This window comes from Acinetobacter septicus (assembly GCF_019355975.1).
In the GTDB taxonomy this organism is placed as follows: Bacteria; Pseudomonadota; Gammaproteobacteria; order Pseudomonadales; family Moraxellaceae; genus Acinetobacter; species Acinetobacter ursingii.
Genome location: NZ_CP079898.1, coordinates 1,283,236 through 1,309,933, shown reverse-complemented (window position 1 = coordinate 1,309,933; position 26,698 = coordinate 1,283,236). Strand labels below are relative to the sequence as shown.

The following is a 26,698-nucleotide window of genomic DNA, read 5'->3' as shown; positions in this document are numbered from 1 at the left end:
TGTCACCTCTATAAAATAAGGATAATGAGATGTTTTTATATATCGTTTTTTTCATTGTTATCATGGGGATTCTTGCTTATCTATCTTCGCCTGCATTTAAAGGAAAAATGGGTGAGAGTATGGTGATTGATCATGCGAAACGTCATTTAGGCGAAGAATATATCATGCTGAATAACTGCACGATTCCCGATCAGCAAAATGGAACAACACAAATTGATCATATTTTGATTAGTCCATATGGCGTTTTTATTATAGAAACTAAAAATTATACAGGCTGGATTTTTGGCAGTATTAATCAAAAACAATGGACGCAAAAAATCTATAAAAAAAGTTATCGTTTTCAAAACCCAATTCATCAGAACTTCAAGCATTTAAAAGTATTGGAGCAAATTCTTGAAGATGTGGTTGCTCCTGAATATCTACATTCAGTCATTGTATTTACATCACGTAGCGAGTTTAAAACCGTCATGCCTGAACATGTTTGTCGGGGTAAAGATTGGATCACACATGTGAAAAAATTTAATCAGGAGGTGATTCCAACTATGAAGCAAAAACGCATTAAATATCGGATCGAAAAAGAAATATTGGAGCCTTCATGGAAAACCAATCGTACACATATTGCTAACTTGCAACAGAAAAATTCAGTGACAACGAATATATCTCAATAAATGGCTACATTTCATAGCCATTTATAAGATAAGGTTTGTACGTTTTAAAAATCATGCGACTTCATGTTGACGAGCCAAAGCCTGATTTTTTAATAATTGCTTTTCCTGTTCAGATAAAAAAGCCACTTTGAGACCATTTTCCTGTGCAGTTCGGATCTGATCTTCGCTTAAACCCGCTTGTGGTGCTGCAACTCGATATTCATGCTGAATTTCAATGCCTTCTACCGCAGGGTCATCGGTATTGATCGTCGCCAAAATTCCATGTTGTAAAAAGTCCTTGATGGGATGCTTTTCAATTGAACTGACCGTGCTGGTTTGTACATTTGATGTGATACACGATTCAATCCCGATCTGATGTTCAGCTAGATAATCCATCAGCTTTGGATCATGAATAGCTTTGACGCCATGCCCGATACGCTCTGCTCCAAGTTCCCGTATGGCTTGCCAGATACTTTCTGGCCCTACGGCTTCGCCTGCATGAACGGTAATATGCCAGCCTGCATTCCGAGCCTGTTTAAATTGATCCAGAAAAAGTGTTCCAGGAAATCCCAGTTCATCACCTGCCAAATCCAAAGCTGTGATATGGGTTTTATGGGTGAGTAAGGCATCGAGTTCAGCCTGACAAGCGGCTTGTCCAAAAGTGCGACTCATAATACCAATCAAATTTGCCTGAATCCCTAAATCACGGCAACCCTGTTGTACGCCGTCAATCACCGCCTCAACCACACCTGCTAAAGGCAGATGATGAGTCATGCCCATATAACCCGGAGAAAAACGTAATTCGACATAGTCCAGACCTTGTTGCTTGGCATCCTCAATATTTTCATAGGCGATCCGTTGGCATGCTTCCAGACTTGCCAAAACCTTGACACCCCAGTCCAGTTTTGCCAAAAAACTGAGTAAATCGGGTTGATTATCCATGACTTGTACGTGTGGACGTAACTCTTCGAGCGTTTGAGCGGGCAGGGCAATATGATATTGCTGTCCCAAATCTAAAATGGTTTGTGCACGAATATTGCCATCCAGATGTCGATGAATATCGGTGAGGGGGAGGTTTGTTGAAATCATCGGCATTACCTCTCTAGCATTGTTTTATAGTGTTTTTATCTTGGCAGAGATGGATTCAATAAAAAAGTAAGGCGATGTTATTTTTTGCTGATAAGTTGAAAAATGACCATTCATGCATGTTCAAAATAAAAATGCCGTGAGCTTGGAGTCACGGCATTTTAAATACAAAATAAATTTAGAAAATCACTTTAGTGGTCAAACCGAGTACCAGTGCATTATCCACTTTATCGGTCGCACCCGGTTGAATGACATATTGCACTACAGGGCGTAACATCAACCACGGTGTGACATAGTGCGAATAGTTCAATTCAATATTGTATTCAGCATCTTCATTAATTAAGGCTTTTTTGTTGTAGATGCCATCCCGATAACGATCATTGACGTGAATGCGATTGACACCTAAGCCTAACATATCAGTGGGATGATCATCTAATAAGCCCAGATAACGAATCCCGATTTGTTGAGTATTGTCAATTTTATTCACAGCGGTGTCATGGAAGGAAATATTGGTAAATCCGTATAAACCCCGTTTGCCACCATCCACAGAAGTGAATTGTTGATCTGCGGTAAACCAACCTGCATAAGCACGGTCTTTCTGCTCACTTGTAAGGACATCTTTGTTTTGGGTTTTATCGGCATTGTTATAAAAAACACCTAGACGATAGCTACCCGGTAAATGGTTAATCCCTTGTTTAGGTTGATAATGCAGTTCAACAGGGACAGTGACACCATCCATGTGGTCGGATTTTAAATTCCAACCTTGATTTTCTTTGATATTGGTCGGGTTAAACTCAAATACACCCACTTGGGCAGAGAGTTCAGGGGTAAATCGATATTTAACAATGCCTGCCCATTGCGCCACTGGTTCGTTATACCAAACATTACCCATCCATTTTCCGTTTTGTGCGGTACAAAACGAGGTGCTTTGGAAGTCACATCCCATCGTATTAAAGTATGAACCCATACCGATACGACCAACGCGAACACTCCAACCCGTATCTGTAAAAATCTTTTCAATCGAGAGTTGAGTCAAGCGAGAGTCGACATTGCCGCGACCCCAAGTGGCTTGTGTATTGGCCATTTGTGGCGCACCCGGATAAGAAATATTATCAACACTGGTACTTTGTCCCTGACGAGCAGTGACAATGGCACGAACTGAAACGCCATTCCAGCCCAACATTTTTTCCAGATCCAGACTACTGCCTAACCAGAGCTGACTTGCGAAGGTTGCACCATCTCGTGGTTTATAGCCACCATCTGCCAGATAGTCGGTATCGACATAAAGATTGGCATCAAAATTTACGCCCTGACTAGCGAGCTCTGTCCGTTTTCCATTCCAGTCACCAAACAAATACTTGCTTTGAGGACTGAAAGCATCATCCGCATGACTTAAATTAAAACATGTTATTGCTGTCACAAAGCTAGCAAAGCTTATTTGTTTCAGTCCCTGAATTTTCATTTGACTCAACCACGCATACTTAAAATTTGTCCATTCATTGTTTATCAACAATGAGTTTGAAAAATCTAACCATGTTTTAAAATTTAATCAACAAAAATTCACTTGAATTTTCATATTTAATATTTGACTGAACGGTTTAGTTTTTATGAATGATTTGATTTAAAGTTGTGATAAGTGGGCCACTACTGTTTAAGGGTTGTAGTAAGGTCGTGTAAAGTTGTTATAAGTATTTCATTTAGAAATTTTTTGAGAAAATCCGAAAAAAGACGATATTTGTCTAGAAGAATGGTGGTAGTCCATAATATATTTTTAAAGTCCCCAGTAAGGAACCTAGATTACTTACTGGGTGTATTATATTTCTTATTAATGATAGAGGATGTGTCGCGTGACGGTGACGGCGTCACGCGACACATCCTCTGTCATTTTTGAATTGTTAAACTCAAAAACTTAGCAATCTTTGCGACACATGATGAGAAAATATAACGACACAGCCCATGTCACTATCACAAAGAAGTGACACATTTGGTGTCATTTTGATAAGAGCACATAAATTCATGAAAAGCAGTAATTGTGAAACTTATGTAAAATAATTTTAGTTTTTTGTTAAAAATACGTCTGTTTGTAATTAATATATAAAACGAACGGAGCTGATAGCTTATTTTTCACACGACAAATTTTGTCGTAGAACTAGAGTGTTTAACTTATAAAAAATAGGCTCAATGCTACTATTCCAGCTCTAACCTTACCAAAACCTAAAAGAGAGAGAATTATGTCTGACAAAGTATGGACTACCACTATTATGTTTGATGAAAACTATCGAGTATTTGAATTATCTTTCCCTGGTTTATTTAACTATCCTGAGTTTAATAAACTAAATAAAATGGAAGCATCGGCAGAGGGTAATCCTCCCATAAATAACCGAAGTTAAAAGTAGAGGTTAAGCAGCCATTAGAGGTGGTTTACCTCCATTGGCTTTGTGTGGTCGTTCATTGTTATAGAACCACAACCAATTTGTTGCATAGTCTTGCACTTGTTCCAATGTATCGAACAAATGTTTGCTCACCCAACTATAACGCATCGTACGATTGTAGCGCTCGATATATGCATTTTGTTGTGGCTTGCCAGGCTGAATATAGTCGATACGTATGTCATGCAACTTTGCCCAGTTAACAAATTCATGGCTGATAAATTCAGGTCCATTATCGCAGCGAATCGCTAGAGGTTTATTGCGCCATTCAAGCAACTGGTTCAATGTACGGATGACGCGCAGTGCTGGCAATGATAACCCAGCCTCAATTGCCAAACCCTCACGACGATAATCGTCAATCACATTCAGCAAGCGATAACTTCGTCCATCACTTAGCTGGTCATGCATAAAATCTAAAGACCATACTTGATCAGGTCGGATCGGTTCTTTCAGTGGCTCAGGTGCATGTCGTTTCAATCTGCGTCTTGGTCTAATGCGTAAGTTCAGCGCCAACTCACAGTAAATACGATATACACGCTTATGGTTCCAACATTCTTGCTCAATATGGCGCAGATGATCAAAGCATAATCCAAAGCCCCAATCGGTGTGTTGCTCAGTCAGCTCTATCAAATGATGAGCAATAATTTCATTTTCATCTTTTAGCTTTGCCTGATAGCGATAACAAGTTTCACTGATACTAAATGCCTTGCAGGCCAAGCGAATGCTGATAGCATGATAAGCAACGGCTTGTTGTGCCATCTGCCGACGACAAGATGGCTTTACCACTTTTTTGACATAGCTTCCTGAATGATTTCAGCTTTGAGCCGCTCTTCAGCATACATCTTTTTAAGCTTGGCATTTTCTGCCTCTAGTTCTTTCAGTCGAGCAATTAATGAAGCATCCATACCACCATATTTGGCACGCCATTTATAAAAAGTCGCATTACTCATGCCATGTTCACGGCAAAGAGTGGCAACAGGTGTACCTGATTCAGCTTGCTTCAAGATGGACATGATTTGGCTGTCAGTAAATTTAGATGTTTTCATGCAGAATCTCCTGCTTCTATCTTAAGAGAAAATTCTACTTTTACATCCTTTTATTTTTAGGGGGGATTACCAGAGGAAAAAGAGAAAAAAAATGAAATGACTCAAAAGAGTATAGAAATAATTAAAAGATACCATAAAGCTGAAAAGCTAGACCTAGCCAATGTGCCGACTATTTTATATGCACATGGTTTTAGCAAAACAGTTAAATTACCAAGTTTTTTTCGTACCCAAGATGGCTTTGTGATTGTCACTGAAGCATGTGCAAATGTACTAAAACAATTTCGTTTAGGGGAAAGTGTACTTTATCCATTGTCATTTTTTGATATTCAATTAAATGAACCTGTAAATGCTCAGACTTACTATTTTTTCAATATTGCTGAGCTAAAAAGCTATTTATGCCCAGAATACTGTACACAAGAGTTGGACAAACGTTCATATACCAAGCATGAAGGTTACCAACTTTTTAGCTTATACCATGCCGATTATGCCGATTATGCGATAGCAGTAGAGAAAGAAGTTTTAGCATGTGATGTCGATTTATGGCAAGATCCAGAATTAAATCACTCAATTTTTATGTCTGATGAACTCAAGAAAGCTCTAGATGAAGCTCAATTGAGTGATGCATGGCAATTATTTTTATGTGACCTTAAATAATAAAATAGATTAGAAATAACTAACATGGCTATTTCGTTTCAAGTACATCATATTTTATGAAGTCAGATTCTTAATTTTTATTTTTTATAATTAGATAGCTATTTGAATAGCCACCAAAATTATTGACACACAAAACCATCTTTCGGTGGGCTTTTTCATAATTTATGGCTCAAAAAATTTTATACATAAATTAATTTTCATTACTTCTTTTGAGCTTAGAGATGAATAATCAGTCGATAATTTAGCCAATTTGTTAGACATACAAAAAACGAAAAGATGGACAACAGAGTGCCTTAAGCGTGGTATTGCACCACTAAGTATTGACTCAGTTGAGTTTAGTCCTTTTAGTCATTAAGTTGAAAAAAAGGCTGCGAATTGCAGCCTTTTTACTATGGTCTCTATGACAACATATGTGTCGCGTGACGAGCGGTAAAAGACAAATAGTTTGATATTTAATTATTTAATAAAAACAAAAGCTTATTATTTTTATTGACACATAATCTCAGCATAATTTTGTCACATAAGTTAAGACTTTTCTAAAATCCTTGCCATATAAGTTAAGATTTTTTTAAAAATTAACTTAAAAAGCTATTCAAATTTCATCATAGAGGCTTTCTAAAAATTCACGACTTTCGTAATAAGGTACTTTTACATTGAACTTATTTCTTAATTCTTCATACGTTATCGGAGGTTCTCCAATCCCTGCAAATTCATATAGATGTTTTGCAGACTCTTTATCACGAACTTCAATAGGGAAGGATTTTGCACCATTCACTAACAGCCACATTGTACGTGTCACCCCATCTGTAAAACCAATATAAGGATTACCGCGTTCGAATCGTGCTGAAACAAATGCAAGAGGAACAGGATTGTGTTCACTTATTGAAAAACCATCAATAGCATGTTTGAATTTATAATCATTTGGCATATCCTTTCTTAGAATACAATGATTTGAGCGATGTTGATCATCTAGATAAATAGATGAAACTAACCAGTAGTAGTAAAATTTCAATGCATCTACATGAACTATATAAAATTTATCATCAATACATCCGAAATCATTACGCATACGACATATTTTATTATTGCCAAGATTAATGTTCCAGACTGCTCTTTTGTGATTAATTGACTCCATTTCTGGGGGAAGAGGGGAGGTATAGTTTTGCGCAAATTGAGTTTCCAGCTTAAAACATTCAAGTTTCTTTAAGTATCCATAGTGATTGCTGATTGGTACAAATATTTTTGTGAACATTACTAATCTCCTGAATTAGTCTAATTTTTAATAAATTTTTGAAATACAATATTTTTTTGTTGATTAGCTAAGTGTATTTCTAGTTCATCATTAAAACTAGTCAATACAGTGTTTAGGTCTTTTTCTTGAAAACTAAACAATTTCCAATGTACTTTTTTGAATATTAGTAGGCAAGAATTTTGTGGTAAAAACTTTGGATTATAGAAAAAAACGTAAGGAAGATTATATAAATCAATTATTTGCTGTATTTTTGATTGATCGTTGTAACTTAATAAGTAAGCTTTGTATTTATTATTAAAGTTTGACACTGCTGAGGCATTAAGATAAATCAGCTTAAGAGAGCCTGTTAGGTAAAATTGTATATTTAATTTAGCAGCGATATGGCGCATTGATGCGAAATGATGAGAACCTCCTTTACCATTCACTAAATAAAGAGTGGGGTTCCAGCCACACAAGAAAAAATGATCAAGAGTATCATGGTCATGAATTATACTAATGTCAGAGTGATTTAAATTTTTTTGAAAATGTTCTACATCTATTTCAAAATATTCACGACAGTCTTGTTCGACAAAATCCTCCATTGATCTACGATTTGTGATGTCACTTCGACTAGCACAAATACCAGTAATATCCTGAATTTCAAGAAATCCATTTATAGTTTTTAATAAAAATAAATTTTTTAACGACTGCTGCAGCGTAATAAAATCTTCACTTTTCAGGCGGTCATATTGATAGCGGCTTCTAGGATCTCTATTAGTAGATAAATCACTTAAGATATCTAAGCGTAATGCATCATCATAACTAATATTATTTTTATGTGTCCAAATAGGTGAAGGATGACGTGAATCTTTACGAGACTTGATAAAGCCCCGTAAAGATAAGAAAAAAAACAGTTGATCGATGACATTCATTATTACGATCTTAGAGAATAAAGTTAATTTCTTAGCTTCATTGAAATGCAAGTCAACTAGTTTTACTAGCATTACTTAGAAGTCTTTGGTATGTCCCTTACCATAACCTGCTTGTCGTAATTTTTCTACATCCGTTTTTTTGAATAACCTAATAGAATAATTATGATTTCCAAATAGATGTGGTTTGATTAAGCCCCGAGTTACTAAATTTGTAATATGAGTTCGATGCATTCCTAGATGAACATTAGCCTCTGATGCAGTAAAGAATTCTTTCTGAATTTCAAGCACATAGTTCAGTTGCTTTTTCGGAATAGAACGCCAATACCCCACACGTCGAATAGTTAAGAAACCTGTCATAACCCAATTCTTCTGGAGTTCATTAAATGTACAGTTGAGGATTTTTAGTGCCTCATCGATTTCGATGAATGAGGGATCATTTTTCCTCTGTAAGAACTTATCAATACTGCGTCTTAGAATGATGTAAGGACGTATTTCTGGGTCATCAATAATCAACCAATTATGTTGGATTAGTTGAGCTACTTGTTGAGATGAGATGTTTAAGAGTAGTGCTGCTTCATTTAGACTTAATAAATCATTATTCTTACTTTTTGAACAAGTTCCTTGTTTCTTTCGACCAAAACTATGTTCGTATGTCGTTATGTTCTCAATAATGGATTTATTTATATGTTTTACATCATCTCTAGAAAAATAAGCCGGATAAAGCTTATTTTCAATAATGGGTTTAATATTCAAGCTAGCTAGTTTGTCTTTTAAGGTAACTACTGAAACATTCAGTTTTTTTGCTAAAGGTGATAAAAAAATATACTTTTCATTAAAATCTATAACAAATTTTTTATCTAAACAATACTTTTTATGGTCATTGATAAATTTTTTAGTAGTAGGAATACTCGGTATTTTTAAAAATTTATGGGTGAGACATATATTAATACAAAGTATCTTGCTAATTTCTATAGAGCCAAAATAATCATTTGAGTCATCTGAATAAAGAGATGGCTTGTTGTATATATAAGGCTTATTAATGCTATTTTTATCTTTGACCAACCAATCTTCAATAATTCTAGTTGTGAAATGGGCTTTGTCATTTTTCATGAGTTCCTCATGATATAGAATTCCTGATTTTAATCTCTTATGAAAGGCAATAAAACTTACATCCAATATGTGTGTTGTATCTATCTTGCTTATTTTTCTAACAATAAGATTGGGTGATAAAGCGTTATGTTCTCTAAATGGGGAGAGTATTTTCTCAAGAAAATTACCAAATCTAGATTTCTTTCTAAGAAAAGGAAGTAATTGAATTCTTGGATGAGCATAAGCCAGATTTCTTTCTATTTCTTTTATAATTTTTTCCTTAAATATTTCTTGGGAAAAGAAGTAATTATGACATAATATTAAAATATAAGAATAATCGATCTCTTTTTCTAAATTTAAAAAGTATTCATGCAAAGCTGTCCAAATATCAAAAAAAATTTCTATGAAGTTGGCATCATCTAATGCTAAATTTTCTAGTAACCATTGATTGGTTTTAATATTATCTATTTTAGATGGATTTTTAGAACACTTTCTTAAATCGAACTTGCAGATCGGACATTCAAATAATGATCTACGATTTGTTGGTAAAAATTTATGGCACTCTGGACAGTTAATCGTTAAATCAATTTTATGATCAGGACAAACCGTTAAAGGATTTAAGAGCCAGTTTTTCTTCCAATAACCATCAAGCTCTAAGCAAATTGAACAGAATTTGTTTAAGCTAAATGATAAGAGTTCAGGTCGAACTATTTTATTGTTATTCCAGAAAAAATGTTGATAAGTTGGTGGGGTTTTATTAATAACAAGCTTCAATAAATCATCTGAAAAGTTAATATTTTTTATGATTTTTTTAACTTTAACCTCGTCAGTAAATATTGAATCATATGAATGTATATAAACTGAAATACCTGCACTATTTAACATTTGTTTTGGAGATTGGTAGCCATTTGAAAAAGAAGCTCTTAGTAAGAAACTTGCAATGAACTCATCTTGAAATGGAATTGGGGTATGAGAAAGCATTAATTTTTTCATAATTTAAATTAGAACTTCAGTAATTTGTGTAGAGTTAATTTTAAAAATTTCTTTTTGTGTCATTGGTTTATATAAGATGCTTTTCAAAGCGTAAGCTTCATGAAAATCACTTAAAGCAACAATGGAACGATTGTTTTTCAAGGCACATAAGCAACTCTGATATATAAGCTGCATGACATATGCCTGATAACCCGTAGTTGCCAAAAAAATACGCTTTAATAGATCGTTTGACGTAATGTCTGGATCAAATGAAATATTAAAATTTTTAGACATATATATAGATGTTTGCTTGAGAAATGGCCTAAGAGTTCCTTCTTGATGATTGTCCAATTTCAATGGGTTAAGCTTTAGAACACGAGAAAATCTGCGAGCTAATTGACTATCAATAAATAAATTTTCTTGAATATTAGGTAGACCGATCAAACATATACATATTTTAGTTTCATCAGCCAACGTCTTGATCCAGTTTGCAACATTTTCAGACGTTTTATTTTTTTGAGCACTGGAACTGTATATATGATGAAATTCGTCAAGCATAATGAGCTGTGTTTTACATTCTTTTAATAGAATGCGTAAACGATAATTCAATTGTTCACTTGTACCTCGATGATCTGTACAACCTAACTCTTCAAGCATGCGGATCGCTAAGCTTTTAATGGTGATAGGAGAGGGAACGGGAAAGTAGAAAGCAGTAACAATCAGTTTCTCCATGTTATCTTCAATAGATTTATAAGATTTATGCTTACTTTTAATTAGTTTACATATCGTTGATTTTCCAACACCTCCATCTCCAAGTAGTAAACAACCATTAGGTTGATTATTCATTTGGCTCATTTGCATACATTCTTCAATCGCACTTAGTGCATTTGAAAAATCAGAATGATGGCAAATAAAATTTCTTAAATTTGAAAGTGTTTGAATGTGTGAATTATTATTCATCTAAGTTAATCTCTTCATAGAAAAAATCGGTTAGATCAGTTTCTAAATTGTCATAAGTAAGCTGTGGAATCTCTTCCTGATGATTTGAGGATGATAGATTCTGAGGCATTTCAACAGTAAGTTTGGTGATATCTAAACGTTTTTCTTGCTCGAAAATCATTGTTTCTAGATCATTTTTAACTTGCCTAAAGCGCTTATTTTTCTTATTAAGATTTTGTATTTTTAGTAAAAAATTTAAGCGTGCAAGATATAACATCTCTTCATTCTTAATTTCTTGCGGATCAGTATTGTACTTTTCTCGCAATATTTCCTTAGCTTCTAGCCATTCCGCTAAAGTTAAATCCGCGGTCGCATGAGGGTATATTGAGTCAGCCTGAATAAAGTTGTTTTGATTAAAAGGATCTTGGATATAAATACTACTTAAATTTAACTGATCGACATAAATGGTGACTTTTTCTTTGAAGCGATAATTTAATGTAGCGAGGGCTTGAGACTTATATCTTAGACCTTTTAAGTTAATTTGCCCTTTATTAATTTTATATCGAAAAACAGTTCGACATTTTTGTTCAATTTCTAACTCAGAAAGTGTTAGTACTGGAAATATTCTTGATGCTTCTTTCCACATCGATTCAGGTCTTCGTTGAGTGCTTGAATGAATTCTTTTATGATAAATATTCTCAATCCATTCATTTATTAAATCTCTTAAAACTTCTAACGTATAACAAGCATTTCCAGTGGAGTTATAGTCTCCTCGATGTTGCGGTGATGAATATGTGGTACCTTTAAGTTTATGGATAACATTTTCATTTAATGATTTAAAAAAGCTTTCAATATGTGCTTTATTATCCGGACAATATGGTTGAGATTCTGATTTTGTAATATTAAAATTATTACAAAAATTAGCTAAAGCATTATTATTAAACTCGGCACCATTGTCAGGGATTATTATTGAAGGTAAACCGCCCATCAAACCATGATGTGGTCTTATTAACATACTTTTTAATGCTAATAATGTTTTTGTGGCACTAGCAGGTAACATGCATAAGTGCCAACCTACCATTGCTCGTGTGTAAACATCTATTGCGATACAAAGCTGAGGTCTACCGAGAATATTTCCACTTTTATCAACAATAATACAATCAATTTCATGTGTATCAATTTGGACTATTGCGAGTAGACCGCAAGAGTTTAAGCTTTGACCAGATGCCTTAAAAATTCGGTTTGCTTCCTTACGACCTTTTTTATTTTTGATCACAGAATATGGATCAAGTCTTTTGAAGCGTCGATAGACTGTCCGCTCTGACGGAATTTTTGCATTAGTATTTAGTGCTTTGATTCGATTTTTAATAATCAAATGAGCATCAGCAGGAGTGAAATCTTCTTGTTCTTTTATAAATTCAATAATCACTTCATTAATAATATTTTCAGCTTCGACTGAAAATCTAAGACTTTTATTCCCTCCTGTTTCTTGATAAAAAGAATTGAATGAATTTTCGTCATCTCGAAATTTTTTAATATATCTGGCTAAAGTACTTGCTGATATCTCTCTTAGATCTGGGTTGTCCTTCCTTAATTTTAAAATTGCACTTTTAAGTTTTTTGTTTGTGCAGGGAATTTTATTGCTAAAGATATAAGTGAGATATTTAGAAATTTCTTCTATAGTTAATGCTTGGTTTTTATGTAATTTTTGGATGCTTAAAGTCGTAAATTTTATATCTCCACTCAAAATCTTATTGATTAAATTATATTCTGTTATGAAATGCATACTTCCACTAGCGAAGTTTGAATATCGAATAACCTCATTTTCTATATAACATATTTCATAGTTCTCATTTAAATACGTAAAGCGATCACCGATGTTTAGCTTGAAATTATTTTTCATGATCAAAACCCCAATGCTTTTTTATAAAAGATAAAATAATCAGCAATACTTTTTTCTAAATTATTTGATTTCATCAAAGTATATAATTCATCTCTACTGTTAAATATTTTATTTTTTATGATTGACTCAGCTCTTTTTAGTTCGATTTTAATTATTTCTTTATGATTTGCTCGTTGATAACTGATATTAAGAAAAATATAGTCCTCTTTCGATAGAAGAGTACTTCGATCAAAAGCTCTAAATTTGATATTGTAATTTTTTAGAATTTTTTCTACTAATTTGAATCTTGAAATTTTATTTTCTGAAAGAGATTCTAAATTTGGCTTTATTTCATGGACTTCAAATCCGTTTGATGTTTTGACAATAAAGTCAGGAATAATAAAATGTTGATCACTAATGAAGATTTGAACTGCTTGTGTTCGATATTGAAGTATATCTTCATTACGCTCAAGGCTTATTGCGTGCGCTAGTTCTAAATTGCTTTCAAGGCAGATGAGTCCTTCATTTTTAGCACTTGGAAAAAGTGAAACACGGCTACCAATACGTGATTTTATTCTACGCTCACCAATATGTTTTGATGATACATGTGTTTGTTTTTGAAAAGCTTCCTCAAATTTTCTTAGTAAATTTTGATTAAGTTGTGCTGTTTTGTGCTCTGTATAACTTACTTGCATGATTGCTCTCACATTTTTAGGATGAGACAAGCCTTTGTGCAGCATTAATCATGCTGCTCAAGACTTGACGGGACATTGCAATCAAGAGATACTAAAAACACCACATAGTTAGTAATCTTTTGATTGCAAACGGGTAGAGCGGATTCCATGAATCCGCTTTATTTTTTAAGTCATGTTTTTTTCTCCTCTCCAATTAAGCCCAAAGCGATCGCAATTCTTTTACTTTCACCTCTCTTAGGCAATCGATTTGTGTTAAGGATTCTGTAAACTAGATCTCTTGAGAAGTTATGTTTTAAGCTCCAATCAGAAATACTAATTCCTGCTCGCTCAAAATCATCTTTGATTTGCTGATTTGTCTTCATAATAATAAGAATAATAATTTAAACATAATCTCAAAATAGTTGTTTTTTTATCTTTTGCAAGTGTTTATTATTTTGGATTTATTTTTTTATTATCAATATAATAAACATTAGTTAAATATTTTATTTTTATTAATAAATATATGATTCTATATCGTTAATAATGTTGGATATAATATTCTTTTTATAATCTAAATTTGTTAAAATATCTTGGTTGCTTTTTATATGATTTTTAAGACAAAAGTTGATGTCAGGAAATTGCTTGCTAAGTTCTATAGTTAGCTGTATTTCCATAACTTTTTCTGTTTTCTCAAGTTCAATTAATTTCAGTTTTTCAGTTAAGACTCTTATAGCTTTTTCCTTACAATGTATAACCCTAAATTCAGTCAATTTATCCGTTTCTGAATAATAAAAATTACCAGATTCATCATATTTTTTTCTTACATATCCAAATCTCTCTAATTCTCGTATAAGAGAGTAGGTTTGCCATTTAATTGCTTGAGATTGACTCCCAAATCTGATCCAAAGATCTTTGGGTTTGTACCATGTAAGAAGAATTTCGTTCTCAATTAGCAAAAGAAATTCTGATTTTAGCGCATGCTTAATTTCGTCCATCTGAAATTGTACAGTAAAAATGAGGATTATAGTCCTTTTTATGTATTTGTGTTTAATCGTATTAAAGAAAATTGCAGTGATTAGTATTTGACGGATAAGAAATTATCAATAATTCAAGGTTTTGTGAGTGCATTTGCAACGCTGTAAGCAATGAGGATTATAAGCCGTGGATACTTAGTCCTCAAAAATGAATAGTTCTATTCTTTATGGGAATAGAACTTATGAACGATTTAGCACAAAAAATTGGACATGCAATTCGCACATGCAGAGTTGATCAAAAAATTACCCAAGAGAAATTAGCATTACTTTGTAATATTGATCGTAGTTATCTTGGTCGAATTGAACGGGGTGAAGTCAATATCACAGTTCTTAAGCTTTATGAAATTGCACATATGCTTGAAGTTGAACCTCAAACTTTATTACCTAAAGCTTGAGCAAGAGTTCATTCTATTTTCAATAACAATTAAATTCATACATCACCTGTACATTTGACTGAGCAATCAAAGTGGTATAGCCTTGGTCACTAGGGAGTACCTATAAGATTAGGCAACCCCAATTCCGAGGCTCGGCAAGATATGTCCGAGCTTTCGCGTTTTTGTACTCGTGTCTTTTTGAATTGCGAAATGAGGTCTTTTAAGCTTTCATTTCATCTTTTCTATTTTTTCCTGCTCAACATCTTGTAGCTGTTTTACTTTTGATAAGTCGAATGGTTTTATCTGGCTTAGCAATGCTAAATATGCAGCTGATTTCTCGGCATTCTTAGTATCTTGACGTAATTCTTCAATTTCTTCAGGCGTCATTCGGCAGTCATCTGGGAATTTAGACATAAAATATAACTCCAAATTTAAGACATCGTAATTTCAATTAATATTTTTGGGGATTATAATCCTCTTTTGTGCTAATCTTACTTTACTAAATAATAGTAAAAATATTTGGTTTTATATATTGTTGTGGATCATCTAAATGAAAAATATAAATTTATTTACTTTTCTAAGCGTATGTTTACCATTTGCAGGATGTGTAACAGTTAACTCAATTAAGCCTAGTGATGTAAAAGCTTATAACACACCAAATCATTTAATTAATTCTAAGTCTCTAAACGGTAAAGACGGAAATGGTAAGGAATACTTATTTGAAGATGCTGTACCCGATGCCTTAATTCCTTATACCTATATGAGTAATTTATGTGCTAGCCAAGATGGTCGTTTCTTTCAAATGTCTAAGAGCATGTTCCAGTATTTGAGTGGTACACATATTTCTGCTTTGAATAATCAACGGCTTGTTTCAGCCACAGGTACATTCAAATGTGCGGCAAAAACTCCATGGAATATCTCGATTGAACCTATTTCATCTCGTATTGGAGGAATGGGGCAGCCTTTGAACTTTGTCACTCTTAAGACTATGGTTATTTCGGATGATGAAGTCTATCGTGGTGTGACTGCATATCAGTCGAAGAAAAATATTGAAGACAATAAGAAAAAGCAAGCTATTGAACAATACAAACTTGAACAACAACAATTGAAAAATAACTATGAAAGAAATCTCATAACCAATGCTCCTAAACCTAAAGATATTGGTCAAACGATTTGTAAAAATGCAAGACTATCTGAATTTACAGGAACTATTGTTCTAGGGCAGCCAACTTATCGTCAAGTTGATGGTTTGGTCATAGCTAATTTAGAAAGTTTTTCAAATGATCATGTCAATTTAAAAATTAATTTTAAAGGTTGGTTGAATAGTTTCAATCAAATCTCATCAGGAGCAAATGTTCTATATAAACAGACACCGTTAGAGTCGGGGCAAGTTATATGGGATGATAAGCAGGGCTGGTATAAGTGTACTTACTAAATAGTAACTAGAATTTGATGGGGTTTAAAATTTAGCTAATTAATTTTATGTTGTATAGTCAGCTTTTAAAGTTGTTCTTTGTTACTTCTATTAAATCATTGATTAACTATCAAAACTTTGCAAAATTCTTTATTCTAATTATAAAGATCAAATATATGGCTTTAGAATGGATAAGAAGAAACTATCTGAACGAGATATATGTAGTAAATTTATCAACCCTGCCTTAGAACAAGCAGGATGGACTGCACATCAAATCCGTGAAGAAGTGACTTTTACCAATGGTCAAATAATGGTGCGTGGAAAACTACATACTCGTGGTGAGCGTAAACGTGCTGATTATGTTCTTTACTACAAGAAAAATATTCCTTTAGCGATCATTGAAGCTAAAGATAATAATCATAGTCTAGGAGCTGGTATGCAGCAGGCTTTAGCCTATGCTGATTGTTTACAAGTACCTTTTGTTTTTTCAAGCAATGGCGATGGCTTCTTATTCCATGACCAAACGGGTCTATTTGGAAAAGTTGAGCAAGAACTAGAATTGGAAGAATTTCCCTCACCTGAACGGTTATGGAAACTGTATGAACAATATAATGGTTTGACTACTCCTGAATCAAAGCAAATCGTTGAATATCCTTACTATGATGATGGTTCTGGAAATATTCCTCGTTACTACCAAGTTAACGCAATCAATAAAACGATAGAAGCATTGCGCGAGGGCAAAACCGTATTTTACTTGTCATGGCAACAGGTACAGGAAAAACCTATACAGCTTTTCAAATCATTTGGCGCTTATGGAAGTCGGGTGCAAAAAAACGGATTTTATTTTTGGCAGACCGAAATATTTTAGTTGATCAAACTAAAAATAAAGACTTCAAACCTTTTGGTCAGCACATGACTAAAATTTCAAAACGTATGATTGATAAGAGTTATGAAATTTATTTATCGCTTTATCAAGCAGTAACTGGTTCAGAAGAAGAAAAGAACATCTACAAGCAGTTTAGTCCTGAATTCTTTGACTTAATTGTGATTGATGAATGTCATCGAGGAAGTGCAAAAGAAGATTCATCATGGCGTGAAATTTTAGAATACTTTAGTTCAGCCACCCATGTTGGTTTAACAGCGACTCCAAAAGAAACCAAAGATACTTCAAACATTACTTATTTTGGTGATCCAGTTTATACCTATACGTTGAAACAAGGGATTCAAGATGGTTTCCTTGCACCTTATAAAGTTGTGCGTATCGACATAGATAAAGACCTAAGAGGTGGTCCCACATGTTTGAACAACTAAAAGCTTATTTATAAGTGATACTCTGCTCTAGTTAAGCTACCTTATTTTGTTGTGGTAGCTGGTCATAGTAAAACGTAAGCGTCCGCTGAACCCCACTTTTTCTAACGCATGTATATGCCGATAGTGTCCACTTAAATTTTAGTGGACACCTATTTATGGATTTAAAGACAGTTACAGACAGTGCACCGACGCTAAAAAAGCCCCGCCGAACCTTCACAGCTGAATTTAAAAATAAGCTTATTCAACAATGCCAGCAGCCAGACACATCTGTGGCCAAGGTTGCAATGCAACATCAGATCAATGCCAATCTACTGCATAAATGGATTCGCCAGTCCGAATCAATGCCCCCTCCATTAAAAAGACCGCCTAGCCCACAGGCCGACTTTCTTCCTGTCATTGCTCACCCGATGCCAGTCAAACAAGAGACATCACCGCCGTCTGTACCAGAGGAGAAAGCTACTGCCTATATCAGGATTCCACTGCATGAGGAACAACATTCCGTAAGACATCAAATGATTGAAATCGAGTGGCCTGTGGAATCAACAACTGAATTGCTATGTCTGCTGCAAGGCTTGATCAAATGATTCGTATTGATGAAATATGGTTGTCTACCCAGCCCATGGATATGCGAGCAGGTACAGATACTGCACTTGCTCAAGTTCTTAAAGCCTTCGGCTGTGTCAAACCGCATTGTGCTTATCTGTTCTGTAATAAACGTGGTCATCGTATGAAAGTATTGGTACATGATGGATTGGGTATTTGGCTCTGTGCAAGGCGGCTGGAACAAGGGAAATTCCACTGGGCTAAGATTCATCAGGGTGAAACAATGAGTATCAGTGTAGAACAATTACAGGCACTGATTCAGGGTTTAGCCTGGCAGAGAATTGGACAATCTCAGGTGGTCAATATGCTCTAAACCAGATAGATCTATTTTGCCATCCTCCAAAGGATCTATTTCCTCCTTGACCTGATCTCAGGCATACTGCGGTCATGAATATATTGCCTAATTTAAGCCAACTGACCCATGAACAATTACTGGAATTTACCCAGCAGTTGGCAGTGCAGAATCGGCAACTTGTAGAAGATAAGCAGCAGCTTGAAGCATCAAAACAACAGTTAGAACAATCTAATCAACACCTAGATGCCAAAGTTCAACATCTTTCCATTCTCACGCAAAAATACGAGCATGAACTTGCTCTGTTTAAACGACATAAATTCGCTCAGAAGAATGAACACTTAACAGCTAAACAAATTAGCCTGTTAGATGAAGCAGTCGAAGAAGACATCGCAGCCGTTGATCTTGAATTGGAACGACTGAATGCGGATCAACCCAACACCCATAAAACCAAGGCAATCAAACCTAAACGTCGAGCACTGCCAGATCATCTCGCCACCATTCGTATAGAGCATGAACCCGCCTCAATAGTATGCACTTGTGGCTGTACTTTGCGTCGTATCGGTGAAGATGTCAGTGAGAAACTGACCTTTAAATCCGCACAGTTTATGAAAGAGCAGCATATCCGTGGCAAATGGGTGTGTGATCAGTGCGAAATCATCAAGCAGGAACCGATGCCTGCTTATGTGATTGATAAAGGCATTGCGAGCCCTGAACTGCTCAGCCATGTACTGGTTTGCAAATATGCGGATCATTTACCTTTATACCGTCAGAGACTGATCTACCAACGAGCTGGCGTAGACTTGGCTCGATCCACTTTAGCTGATTGGGTGGGCCGTTGCGGCGTGGAACTTGAGCCATTGGCAGAAGCTTTAAAACAGATCATATTACAACAACAGGTGATTCATGCAGATGAAACGCCTGTGACCGTGATGCAGATTGCTGAGAAGAAACCGAAGAAAGGTTATGTCTGGGCTTATGCCACCACACAGTACAATTCGATTCAAGCGATCGTGTATGACTTTCAAGCGAGTCGATCAGGTCAACATGCCGAAGATTTCCTTAAAGGCTGGCAAGGTCATCTGGTCTGTGATGATTACAGTGGTTATAAGGCACGTTTTGCCTCAGGTCAGATGATTGAAGTGGGTTGTATGGCGCATGCCCGTCGTAAATTCCATGAGCTGCATGTGACGGGTAAAAGTTTGATTGCTGAGCAAGCGTTATCAATGATTCAACAGCTTTACCGAATTGAAGCAGAATTAAGAGACATTCCAGACTGTACAGCAGAACAACGACGACAGCGAAGGCAACAGGACAGTGAGCCAATCATGCAGCAACTGTATGATTGGCTCAAACAACATCAGCTCAAAGTACCAGCAAGTTCGCCTACGGCAAAAGCGATCAATTACAGTCTAAAACGTTGGTCTGCCTTAAGCCGTTATTTGGATGATGGTCATTTGCCTATATGTAATAACTGGGTGGAAAATCAAATGCGACCATGGGCTTTGGGACGTAAGAACTGGTTATTTGCTGGCTCATTGCGAAGTGGTCAACGGGCAGCCAATATCATGACGTTAATTCAGTCCGCCAAGCTCAATGGTCTTGATCCATATGCTTATTTAACCGATGTTCTTAGAAGGTTACCAACGCATAAAATGAAAGACATTGAAGAGTTGCTGCCGCATAACTGGAAGCCTGCTTGAATTCAAGTGCGGTTCACTGGATGCTTACAGTAAAACTCATCTGGAGTCATTTTGTCCAGACTCGAATGAGGTCGTTTCAAATTATAAAATTCAAAATATGCGTTTAATTGCTTCTTCGCATCCAAAACATTGCTGTAGGCTTTGAGATACACCTCTTCATATTTAACGCTCCGCCATAATCGTTCAACCATCACATTATCAACCCATCGACCTTTACCATCCATACTGATTTGAATGCCATTTGATTTCAATACATCAATAAATGCATCACTGGTAAACTGACTGCCTTGGTCTGTATTAAATATTTCAGGTCGACCATATTTTTCAATAGCTTCATTTAATGTTTCTATGCAAAATGTAACCTCCATACTAATCGATACTCTATGCGCAAGTACCTTGCGGCTATGCCAATCAATCACAGCACATAAATAAACAAAGCCTTTTGCCATAGGGATATACGTTATATCCGTAGACCACACTTGATTACTGCGCTGAATAGCCAATCCTTTGAGCAGATATGGATATTTGCGGTGAGCTTGATTAGCCTGGCTTAAATTTGGTTTGCAATATAACGCATTAATGCCCATTTTCTTCATTAAAGTACGTGTATGACGTCGTCCTATATGATGTCCTTGACGATTCAACAAATCACGCATCATCCGGCTACCTGCAAAAGGGTATTGCATATGTAACTCATCCATACACCGCATTAGCTTCAGATCTGATGCACTCACAGGTTTTGGGCGATAGTAATAACAACCACGGGAGACTTTCAGCAGCTGAGCTTGCTTAGATACTGAAATCTGAAGTGAGTCATCGATTAACTTTTGTGGTTGAAGCGGCCCAGTTTCTTCAACACACCTTCTAAAAAATCAATTTCTAATGCCTGCTCACCGATTTTTGCATGTAGTTTTTTTAGATCGATGGGTGGTTCTGTTGGAGCTTTTGATTGATCGAAAGCTTGCGAGGAAGCTGAAATCAGTTGATTTTTCCAGTCGATAATTTGGTTTTGATGAACATCAAATTCAGCACTCAATTCAGCAAGTGTTTTTTCTGCTTTAATCGCAGCAAGTGCTACCTTAGCTTTAAAATCATTTGAATGATTTCTTCTTGGTCTACGTGCCATAAAATACTCCATATATTGATGTTTATAACATCATTTGGGGAGCAAAATATCACTTATAAGTGTTGTTCAAATTTCCTGATCCACCTCTCTACAAGGATGGCGACCAGAAAAAGGCAAAAAGGATCAGCATGGCAACGAAATTACTGATCGTATCTATAACCTTAAAGATATGGATAAAGGGCTTGTTTTAAAGAAGCGTACAGAACTTGTCGCTCAAAAAATTACAGAATTTTTGGTGAATACTGATCCTTACGCCAAGACAATTGTGTTCTGTGATGATATTGATCATGCAGAGCGTATGCGACAAGCTTTAGCTAACTTGAACCCTGAACGAATCAAAGAAAATCGTAAATTTGTCATGCGTATTACTGGTGATGATAAAGAGGGTAAGGCTGAACTAGATAACTTTATTAATCCTGAGGAACGTTATCCTGTCATAGCAACAACGTCTAAACTGATGACTACAGGCGTGGATTCACAAACGTGTAAATTGATTGTGCTTGATCAGCATATTAAATCCATGACTGAGTTTAAACAGATGATTGGTCGTGGTACACGTATCAATGAAGAGTTTGGAAAAACTTGGTTTACGATTATGGATTTCAAAAAGGCGACAGAACTTTTTAGTGATCCAGCTTTTGACGGTGAACCTGTTGTCATTTATGAGCCTAAACCAGATGAACCTGTCGTACCACTTGATGAGCCAGATATTGGAGATGAAGGTGATGAGACAGATTATCCTGATGATGATTCAACAACAGGTGGTACTTCTGATGGTGACGATACTGGTGGGGGTGATGGCGAGCCACCAAGAAAATTCTATGTAAATGATGTTGCTGTTAATGTGATTGGAGAGCGAGTTCAGTTTTATGATAACGATGGAAAATTAGTGACTGAATCTCTGAAAGATTATACTCGTCAGCATATTTTAAAAGACTATGAATCTTTAGATGCATTTTTAAGAAAATGGAAAGGTACTGATAAAAAGTCACTTATTATTGATGAGTTCAAAAAGCAGGGCGTAATTTTTGAAGCGTTAGAGGATGAAGTGGGCAAAGACTTTGATCCTTTTGATATGATTTGCCATATTGCTTTCGATCAGCCTGCATTAACTAAAAAAGAACGTGCTAACAATGTGCGTAAACGTAACTATTTTACCAAATATAATGATCAGGCTCGTCAGGTATTAGATGCTTTACTAGATAAATATGCTGATCAAGGGATTGAGCCAATTGAAGATGTAAAGATTTTACAAATTCCTCCGTTTAATCAAATGGGGTCAATCATTGAAATTATTCAGTCATTTGGGTCGGTTGAAGCATATACAAATGCTTTAAAAGAATTAGGAGATCATTTATATGAGGATGCATCTTAATCGTCTGATTGGTACAATTGCCGCCAAATTTTTATTGATGCAGTTGTAGTATGAGCATTTCAGGAACAATTAAATCCATTCAGGATACCATGCGTGAAGATGTTGGCGTAGACGGTGATGTCCAACGCTTAGGGCAGTTGGTATGGATGTTGTTCCTTAAAGTTGTTGATGATCGAGAAAATGAACTAGCAACTTTGGCTCTATTTGAAGGTAAAACTTTTAAATCACCAATCCCTGAGAAATTCCGTTGGCGTAATTGGGCAGCAAATGATGAAGGTATGACAGGAGATGAGCTTAAAAATTTCATCGACAATGAATTGTTTCCTGCATTACAAAATTTAGCTGTTGAAAATGATGATCCACGCGCTCGTGTAGTACAAAATGTATTTGCTGATGCATATAACTATATGAAATCTGGAGGTTTGATTCGTAAAGTCATTAACCAGATTCAAAAGGGCTTTGATTTTAATAAATCTAAAGAACGTCATGCCTTTGGTGATATTTACGAACAATTATTACGTGATTTGCAAGCTGCTAAGAACTCAGGTGAGTTTTATACTCCACGTGCAGTCACAACTTTCATGGCGCAGATGATCGATCCTCAATTAGGTGAATCTGTGCTTGATCCTGCGTGCGGTACAGGTGGATTCCTTACTTCTGCAATTGAACATAAGCGTGAAAATTATGTTCAAACTGCTGAAGATGAGAAGATATTACAAAATAGTATTTACGGAATTGAAAAGAAGCCTTTGCCACATTTGCTATGTACAACCAATATGATTCTGCATGGCATTGATGTACCAGTAAAAATTATTAGAGATAACACGCTCTCTTACTCTTTGAATCATTGGGTTAAAGAAAAGCGTGTAGATGTAGTTCTGACTAATCCTCCATTTGGTGGCACGGAAGAACAAGGCATTGAAAAGAATTTTCCTTCAAAATTCCAGACTCGTGAAACTGCCGATTTATTCATGGTGTTGATCATTCAGCTTTTAAAAGCGCATGGTCGTGCAGCAGTAGTATTACCAGATGGTTTTATGTTTGGTGAAGGCATTAAAACTGCGATTAAAGAAAAATTAATGGAAGATTGTAATCTACATACGATTGTTCGTTTACCTAAGTCTGTATTCGCACCATATACATCGATTAGTACCAATATATTGTTCTTTACCAAAGGCAAGAAAACAGAAGAGGTATGGTTCTATGAGCATCATTTGCCACAAGGTGTAAAAGCGTATAACAAAACTAAACCGCTTCAGCTTAAAGAGTTCGACACTTTAAAAGCATGGTGGGGCAAAGAAGGTGATAATTTTGCGAGTCGTGTAGCAAATGAACAGGCATGGAAAGTATCACTTCAAGATATTATTGGTCGCAGCTATAATCTTGATATAAAAAATCCGCATCAGGTTGAAGAGGATGTAAAAGACCCTAAAGAGCTTTTGGCTAAATATGAGAGCCTTGAGGCTGAGGTTGCTAAAATTCGTCAGCAATTAAAAGCAATTTTAGATGAAGCTTTAGGTCAATAGTTCGGGATGAGTAAAATGACAGATGTTAAAAAACTCATTACTGAGGATTTAGATATTTGGTTAACAGCAGAAACTGAGAAAAAGTCGGGACGTGGACGTAGTTCAGGTTCTAGATATTCAATTTATGGGATTTCAAAATTACGAAATTTGATAGTCCATTTAGCTACTAATGGAAAATTAGATACATATCGACCTAATGAAAACTCAGTAGACCTTGCTTCCTTAGATTTAAAATTTATCTCAAGAAATAGTTTTAAAAAAGTAAAAGACAAAACTATTAGCGTGCCTCATGAAAATTGGATTGTTTCAATTCTAGGGGAAACTATAAAAATAAATTCAGGAGATGGCTTAACCTCAAAACAAATGAATCAAGAAGGTTCAATTCCTGTTTATGGGGGAAATGGTATTGCTGGTTACCATGATTCATACAATGTTTGTGAACCGACCTTAGTTATTGGTCGTGTAGGCTATTATTGTGGTTCAATTCATATTACTGAACCTCAGGCTTGGGTAACAGATAATGCTTTCCTTACAAAATTTTCCAAAGACTGTTTTATAATTAGATATTTAGAACTCTTACTTAAATCAATTGATTTACAAGAAAATTCAAGTGCTACTGCTCAGCCTGTAATTTCAGGAGCTAAAATTTACCCTTTACCAATACTCATCCCACCATTAGAAGAACAACAACGTATTGTTGCTAAAGTCGATGAGCTTATGCAATTTTGTGATCAACTTGAACAACAGCACAATTTAAGCTCAGAAGCACATGATCAATTAGTTGATACATTGTTAAATGTTTTGATTTACTCATCTAATGTTGATGAGTTCCAACAGAATTGGCAACGTATTTCAGAAAACTTTGATCTTTTATTTACCACTGAATACAGTATTGAGCAGTTAAAGCAAACGATTTTGCAGTTGGCTGTAATGGGTAAACTAGTAAAACAAGACCCCAGCGATGAACCAGCAAGCCAGTTGCTAGAACAAATTGCTCAAGAGAAAGCAAGATTAGAAAAAGAAGGGAGGATTAAGAAGTCCAAGCCTTTGCCTGAAATAAGTGATGAAGAAAAGCCTTTTGATTTGCCTAGTGGGTGGATTTACACAAAAATCGCTGATCTTTGTCGTCCAATTTCTTCAGGTTCTACACCTAGCGCAGATAAATTCACACAGTCGGGTATCCCTTTCCTTAAAGTCTATAATATTAGAGATCAGAAGATAGATTTTTCTTATAAAGAGCAATTTATTGATGATGAAATTCATAAAGGAAAGCTAAGTCGCTCAAGACTTTATCCTAATGATGTTGTCATGAACATTGTTGGTCCACCTTTGGGTAAAATTGCAATTATTCCTGATGATTATCCAGAATGGAACTGTAACCAAGCCATAGTTTTCTTTGGTGTTTTAATTCCTGATATTTCAGAATATCTGTATACATATTTATGTGAAGGCTCATTTCTGAATCAAATTGAATTGATTGGTACAGCAGGGCAAGACAATATCTCTGTGACAAAATCACAGAATATTGTTATACCTTTACCACCATTAAATGAGCAAAGACGTATTGTTAAAAAAGTAAATCAACTCTTCTCTATTATTGGGCACTTTCAGGTTCTACAAAGTAAATTACGTAAAACTAAACTTCATTTGGCTGATAGCTTAGTTAGTAGTGCATTGAATGATTCAAACGATAAGAGTAAATCTGAAACTACAGACAATATTGTCCAGTTTGAAAAGCCAATTGAGATAGTTAAAAATTCGAAGCAAAAAAGTACTGATCAAATTGATTTGTTTACAGAAGAAAGTGTTGACGATGATGTGAAACTTTTGTCTTTAGCTGCTGAAATCACGTTTCAATTACATACAGAACCAACTTTTGGTCATTTAAAACTGCAAAAGTTGATCTACTTATGCCAACAACTAAAACATATGGATTTAGCTGCTGATTTTAAACAACATGCTGCTGGTCCTTACGATCCAGTTATGGCACGTTATTTAGATAAAGAGTTTAAAGATCGTGAGTGGTTTAGTTACGATCCTAAGCGGGACTTAAAGTACAAACCTCTCAGTAGATGTAATGATCATAAATCGGTATTTAATAGGTACTTTGCTAAGGATGGATCTGAGATTTATGACTTAATAGGACTTTTTAGAACAAGTAAGTCTGACCATATAGAAATTGTTGCAACACTTTTTGCTTGTTGGTTACGTTTGTTAGAGAAAAAACGATCTGTTACTGAAGAACAGCTTTTGAAAGATTTTTATGCTTGGTCGGAAGAAAAGAATCGATTTAGTAAAGCTGAAGTATTAAATGGTTACAAGTGGATGATGTTACATTTCATAACACCAATAAAATAAT

Annotated in this window: 22 protein-coding genes and 2 pseudogenes; 11 read left to right on the top strand and 13 right to left on the bottom strand. The window is 35.3% G+C overall.

What is annotated here, in order from left to right:
* Positions 1–29: 29 nt before the first annotated feature.
* Entirely contained in the window at positions 30–668 is a 639-nt protein-coding gene (locus I6L31_RS06245; RefSeq protein ID WP_005005289.1) for a nuclease-related domain-containing protein, read from the top strand.
* A 51-nt stretch (positions 669–719) separates the two neighbouring features.
* Here the strand turns inward: I6L31_RS06245 and add are convergent, their stop codons facing one another.
* From add to I6L31_RS06230, 3 genes are all read right to left on the bottom strand, one after another.
* Positions 720–1,736, bottom strand: coding sequence for an adenosine deaminase (add, locus tag I6L31_RS06240; protein WP_005005287.1), 1,017 nt, complete (start codon positions 1,734–1,736; stop codon positions 720–722).
* 175 nt (positions 1,737–1,911) lie between these two features.
* Positions 1,912–3,195: a carbohydrate porin gene (locus tag I6L31_RS06235; RefSeq protein WP_005005273.1), complete on the bottom strand. Its 1,284-nt coding sequence runs from the start codon at positions 3,193–3,195 to the stop codon at positions 1,912–1,914.
* A gap of 937 nt (positions 3,196–4,132) precedes the next feature.
* Positions 4,133–5,208, bottom strand: a protein-coding gene (locus I6L31_RS06230) for an IS3 family transposase (protein WP_119687015.1) whose coding sequence is annotated in 2 segments (ribosomal slippage) — positions 4,133–4,956 and positions 4,956–5,208 — 1,077 coding nt in all. Because the reading frame shifts where the segments join, the coding sequence is not laid out codon by codon here.
* Between the two features lie 96 nt (positions 5,209–5,304).
* Between I6L31_RS06230 and I6L31_RS06225 the strand changes: the two genes are divergently transcribed.
* Entirely contained in the window at positions 5,305–5,862 is a 558-nt protein-coding gene (locus I6L31_RS06225) for a hypothetical protein (RefSeq protein WP_005005267.1), read from the top strand.
* 592 nt (positions 5,863–6,454) lie between these two features.
* Here I6L31_RS06225 and I6L31_RS06220 read toward each other — a convergent pair.
* From I6L31_RS06220 to I6L31_RS06185, 8 genes are all read right to left on the bottom strand, one after another.
* Positions 6,455–7,114, bottom strand: a complete 660-nt coding sequence (locus tag I6L31_RS06220; protein ID WP_005005266.1) for a plasmid fertility inhibition factor family protein — start codon at positions 7,112–7,114, stop codon at positions 6,455–6,457.
* 20 nt (positions 7,115–7,134) lie between these two features.
* Entirely contained in the window at positions 7,135–8,025 is an 891-nt protein-coding gene (locus I6L31_RS06215) for a DUF6685 family protein (protein WP_035272212.1), read from the bottom strand.
* A gap of 75 nt (positions 8,026–8,100) precedes the next feature.
* Complete coding sequence (locus I6L31_RS06210; RefSeq protein ID WP_228128611.1) at positions 8,101–10,095, bottom strand: TniQ family protein; 1,995 nt, start codon at positions 10,093–10,095, stop codon at positions 8,101–8,103.
* A gap of 15 nt (positions 10,096–10,110) precedes the next feature.
* Positions 10,111–11,046, bottom strand: a complete 936-nt coding sequence (locus I6L31_RS06205; protein ID WP_005005261.1) for a TniB family NTP-binding protein — start codon at positions 11,044–11,046, stop codon at positions 10,111–10,113.
* Positions 11,039–12,928 carry a DDE-type integrase/transposase/recombinase gene (locus tag I6L31_RS06200; RefSeq protein WP_005005260.1) on the bottom strand — a complete coding sequence of 630 codons (1,890 nt, stop codon included), beginning with the start codon at positions 12,926–12,928 and terminating at the stop codon, positions 11,039–11,041. The genes I6L31_RS06205 and I6L31_RS06200 overlap by 8 nt, the downstream gene beginning before the upstream one ends.
* A 2-nt stretch (positions 12,929–12,930) precedes the next feature.
* Positions 12,931–13,647, bottom strand: coding sequence for a Tn7 transposase TnsA N-terminal domain-containing protein (locus I6L31_RS06195; protein ID WP_228128610.1), 717 nt, complete (start codon positions 13,645–13,647; stop codon positions 12,931–12,933).
* 125 nt (positions 13,648–13,772) lie between these two features.
* A complete protein-coding gene (locus tag I6L31_RS06190; RefSeq protein ID WP_035272210.1) occupies positions 13,773–13,964 on the bottom strand; it encodes a helix-turn-helix domain-containing protein in 192 nt (63 codons plus the stop codon).
* Positions 13,965–14,093: 129 nt separating this feature from the next.
* Positions 14,094–14,576 carry a hypothetical protein gene (locus tag I6L31_RS06185; RefSeq protein WP_005005258.1) on the bottom strand — a complete coding sequence of 161 codons (483 nt, stop codon included), beginning with the start codon at positions 14,574–14,576 and terminating at the stop codon, positions 14,094–14,096.
* A gap of 221 nt (positions 14,577–14,797) precedes the next feature.
* Between I6L31_RS06185 and I6L31_RS06180 the strand changes: the two genes are divergently transcribed.
* Positions 14,798–15,010, top strand: coding sequence for a helix-turn-helix domain-containing protein (locus I6L31_RS06180; protein WP_005005256.1), 213 nt, complete (start codon positions 14,798–14,800; stop codon positions 15,008–15,010).
* Positions 15,011–15,217: 207 nt separating this feature from the next.
* Here I6L31_RS06180 and I6L31_RS06175 read toward each other — a convergent pair whose 3' ends face one another.
* Positions 15,218–15,403: a hypothetical protein gene (locus I6L31_RS06175; protein WP_005005255.1), complete on the bottom strand. Its 186-nt coding sequence runs from the start codon at positions 15,401–15,403 to the stop codon at positions 15,218–15,220.
* A 136-nt stretch (positions 15,404–15,539) separates the two neighbouring features.
* Between I6L31_RS06175 and I6L31_RS06170 the strand changes: the two genes are divergently transcribed.
* From I6L31_RS06170 to tnpC, 5 genes and pseudogenes are all read left to right on the top strand, one after another.
* Positions 15,540–16,424, top strand: coding sequence for a hypothetical protein (locus I6L31_RS06170; RefSeq protein ID WP_005005254.1), 885 nt, complete (start codon positions 15,540–15,542; stop codon positions 16,422–16,424).
* 166 nt (positions 16,425–16,590) lie between these two features.
* A pseudogene (gene hsdR, locus I6L31_RS06165) lies at positions 16,591–17,690 on the top strand (EcoAI/FtnUII family type I restriction enzme subunit R); the annotation flags it as partial.
* A 179-nt stretch (positions 17,691–17,869) separates the two neighbouring features.
* Positions 17,870–18,298: an IS66-like element accessory protein TnpA gene (gene tnpA, locus I6L31_RS06160; protein WP_004985693.1), complete on the top strand. Its 429-nt coding sequence runs from the start codon at positions 17,870–17,872 to the stop codon at positions 18,296–18,298.
* A complete protein-coding gene (gene tnpB, locus I6L31_RS06155) occupies positions 18,295–18,630 on the top strand; it encodes an IS66 family insertion sequence element accessory protein TnpB (protein ID WP_004988643.1) in 336 nt (111 codons plus the stop codon). The genes tnpA and tnpB overlap by 4 nt, the downstream gene beginning before the upstream one ends.
* Positions 18,631–18,704: 74 nt before the next feature.
* Positions 18,705–20,312 carry an IS66 family transposase gene (gene tnpC, locus I6L31_RS06150; RefSeq protein WP_004985690.1) on the top strand — a complete coding sequence of 536 codons (1,608 nt, stop codon included), beginning with the start codon at positions 18,705–18,707 and terminating at the stop codon, positions 20,310–20,312.
* Positions 20,313–20,314: 2 nt separating this feature from the next.
* On the opposite strand, the gene I6L31_RS06145 is transcribed toward tnpC, so the two are convergent.
* Positions 20,315–21,438, bottom strand: a protein-coding gene (locus tag I6L31_RS06145; protein WP_171064979.1) for an IS3 family transposase whose coding sequence is annotated in 2 segments (ribosomal slippage) — positions 20,315–21,186 and positions 21,186–21,438 — 1,125 coding nt in all. Because the reading frame shifts where the segments join, the coding sequence is not laid out codon by codon here.
* Between the two features lie 88 nt (positions 21,439–21,526).
* Between I6L31_RS06145 and hsdR (I6L31_RS06140) the strand changes: the two are divergent.
* The 3 genes and pseudogenes from hsdR (I6L31_RS06140) to I6L31_RS06130 all read left to right on the top strand — a co-directional run.
* A pseudogene (hsdR, locus tag I6L31_RS06140) lies at positions 21,527–22,813 on the top strand (EcoAI/FtnUII family type I restriction enzme subunit R); the annotation flags it as partial.
* A gap of 50 nt (positions 22,814–22,863) precedes the next feature.
* Positions 22,864–24,339 (top strand): type I restriction-modification system subunit M, encoded by a 1,476-nt coding sequence (locus I6L31_RS06135; protein WP_035272208.1) that lies wholly within the window; start codon positions 22,864–22,866, stop codon positions 24,337–24,339.
* A gap of 15 nt (positions 24,340–24,354) precedes the next feature.
* A complete protein-coding gene (locus tag I6L31_RS06130; RefSeq protein ID WP_005005248.1) occupies positions 24,355–26,697 on the top strand; it encodes a restriction endonuclease subunit S in 2,343 nt (780 codons plus the stop codon).
* The last annotated feature ends 1 nt before the right edge of the window (position 26,698 follow it).